We start from the raw sequence: 2,825 nt of genomic DNA on the forward strand, positions 1-2,825 counted from the left end.
CCCCCGTCTCCCCCCCAGTGCCCCGCGCGGCCCGGGGGCGCCCCCCCCCCCCCCGCTACTGGGTCTGGTCGGTCGGGCGGATGAGGAGTTCGTTGACCGCGACGTGCTCGGGCTGGCCGACCGCGTAGACGACGGCGTCCGCGATGTCCCCGGGCTGGAGGGTCCGCATGGAGGCCGCCATCTCCCGCGCGAGCGCCCGGTGTCCGGGGTCGGCGATGTGGTCGACCAGTTCGGTGGCGACGAAGCCCGGTTCGACCAGCACGACGCGCACGCCCTGCGCGGTGACCTCCTGCCGCAGCGCCTCGGCGAAGGCGTTGACGCCGAACTTGGTGGCGGCGTAGGCGCCGGCGGTGGCCGTGGCGGTCCGCCCCGAGGTCGAGGAGACCTGCACGACGGTGCCCCTGCGCTCCAGCAGGTGCGGCAGCGCCGCGTGGACCGCGTACATCGACCCGAGCAGGTTGGTCTCGACCATGCGCCTCCAGTCGGCGGTGTCCGCGCTCGCGACCGGGCCGTTGAACATCACCCCCGCGTTGTTGACCAGGACGTCCAGGCCGCCGAACCGGTCGACGGTCGCCGCGACCGCGGCGCGGACCGACGCCTCGTCGGTCACGTCCAGGTCCAGGGCCAGCACCTCGCCGGGCGCCTTGCCCGCCAGGGCCGCCAGCCGGTCGGCGCGCCGGGCGCCCGCCGCGACGGCGGCCCCCTCGGCCGACAGGGCCAGCGCGGTCGCCTCGCCGATGCCCGACGACGCCCCCGTGACCAGGGCGACCTTCCCGTCCAACGTGCTGCTCATGACGCATCCCTTCGGCTCCGGCAGGCGGGGCCGCGGCCGGCGCCGTTCGGTGCTCCGAACGGCTTTCCGGCACCCCGCCGGCGTCTCCGCCTCGATCGACTCGCAGTTGCCGGTAGCTGAGACCGGGTAGCACGCCCGCTTGTGACGACCGCTCGGTGCCGGCCGAGGGCCTGGGCGCGTCAGCCGGCGAGGTGCTCCAGCGAGCGCAGCGGGACCGGCAGCCAGGACGGACGGTTCCGCGCCTCGTACCGGATCTCGTAGACCGCCTTGTCGAACTCGAACGCCCGCACCAGCGCCGCGTGCGCGGCCGGGTCGGGACCGCCCGCCGCCGCGTACCCGGCGCAGAACGCGTTCCGGTTCCGCTCCGCCCAGGCGCGGGCGCGCTGCTCCAGCATGTCCGCCGTGCCCGGCGCGAGGTTCCCGTCCGAGGCGATCAGGAACCGCGCCGCGTACTCGAACGAGCGCAGCATCCCGGCGACGTCGCGGAGCGGGTGCGCGGGCGCGCGCCGCTCCGCGGGCGCCCGCGCCGGCTCGCCCTCGAAGTCCAGCAGCACCCAGCCGGTGTCGGTGCGCATCACCTGGCCGAGGTGGTAGTCGCCGTGCACCCGCTGGAACTGCAGTCCCCCGGCCGCCGCCGCGACCTCGCCGAACGCGGCGCGGATGGCGGGGGCGTGCGGGCGCAGCTGCGGGACGGCCTCGGCGACCGCGTCGAGCTGGTCGTTCATCCCGGCGGCCAGCGCGCGCAGCCGCTCGGCGGGCACGGTCGTCACGCCGAACGCGCGGGCGAGGTCGCTGTGCACCTGCGCGGTCGCGGCGCCGAGCCGCTCGGCCTCGGCGGCGAAGTCGCCGCCCGCCGCGCCCGGGTCGTCGGTGGTGAGCGCGGCCTGCGCGTCGGGCGGGCCGGGCGGTAAGGGCTGGGCGAACCAGTCGCGGACGCTGGTGAGCGCGAGCTGCCAGCCGTCGGTCGCGCTGCGCAGGTACTCCGACAGCAGCGCGAGCGTGACGGGTTCGCCGCCGCCGGCGCCGTCGCCGCCGGGCGCCAGTTCGATCCAGCCGTGCACGGCGGGGACGTGCTCGCAGCCGGCGCGGGTCAGCGCGAGGTTGACCTCCAGGTCGGGGTTCACGCCGGGCGCGAGCTTGCGGAACAGCTTGCACATGTACGCGTCGCCGAAGACGAGCGAGGTGTTGCTCTGCTCGGCGGTGGACGGCGTGCCGTCCAGGTCGGTGCGGATGCCGGTGCCGGGCGCGCGCCGGAAGCGCAGCGGCCCGATGACGGACTCGCCCGCCATGTGGGCGAGCAGCGGCCGGGTCAGCTCGGGGTCGTGGGCGGCGTCGTAGGCGTGGCCGGTGATCCCGGTCGCCCCGGCGAGCAGGCCGATCTCGTGGGGGCGCAGGCGCTCGGGCAGGTCGCGGCGGACGCCGAGCAGGACCTGGTAGTGCTCGGTGGCGCCGTTCTGGCGGACGTCGAGGACGAGGTGGTGCAGCCCCGGCTCCCCGGTCCGCAGTTCGGTCGCGGTGCCGATGGACAGGTCCTCGATGGGGCTGTCCTTGCCGCCGAACCAGCGCTGCCGGGGCAGCCAGCCGGCCAGCAGCCGGACGAGGGACGGGTCTCCTCCTTGGCCTGGACCGCCGGGCACGGCTACACCACCCTCTCGTCGCCCGGCTCGTCCGGCGGAGGCGGCAGCAGGAACCAGTAGAAGCCGTGGCCGGGGAGGGTGAGCAGGTAGGGCAGTTCGCCGATGGCCGGGAACTGCACGCCGCCCATGCACTCGATCGGCGTCGAACCGCGGAACCGCCGCAGGTCCAGCTCCACCGGCTGCGGGAAGCGCGACAGGTTGTTCACGCACAGGACCGTGTCGGTGCCGCCCCACTGGTTGGTGTCCCCGTTCCCGATCTCGCGGGTGAAGGCGAGGACGGAGGGGTTGGAGGCGGACAGCTCGACGTAGGTGCCGACGCCGAAGACGGGGTGGCGCTGCCGGATCTCGATCATCTTGCGGGTCCAGTGCAGGAGTGATCCGGGGTTGTTGACCTG

Annotated in this window: 3 protein-coding genes; all 3 read right to left on the reverse strand. The window is 75.3% G+C overall.

Annotation, left to right across the window (positions count from 1 at the left end):
- Positions 1–55 precede the first annotated feature (55 nt).
- Entirely contained in the window at positions 56–793 is a 738-nt protein-coding gene (locus tag ABT299_RS29230) for an SDR family NAD(P)-dependent oxidoreductase (protein ID WP_500252652.1), read from the reverse strand.
- Positions 794–972: 179 nt separating this feature from the next.
- A complete protein-coding gene (locus ABT299_RS29235) occupies positions 973–2,430 on the reverse strand; it encodes a maltokinase N-terminal cap-like domain-containing protein (RefSeq protein WP_500252653.1) in 1,458 nt (485 codons plus the stop codon).
- A 2-nt stretch (positions 2,431–2,432) separates the two neighbouring features.
- Positions 2,433–2,825, reverse strand: a 393-nt coding sequence (locus tag ABT299_RS29240; protein ID WP_500252654.1) for an alpha-glucosidase C-terminal domain-containing protein, incomplete at its 5' end; no start/stop codon positions are given.

This window comes from Spirillospora sp. NPDC000708, assembly GCF_040299565.1.
In the GTDB taxonomy this organism is placed as follows: domain Bacteria; phylum Actinomycetota; class Actinomycetes; order Streptosporangiales; family Streptosporangiaceae; genus Spirillospora.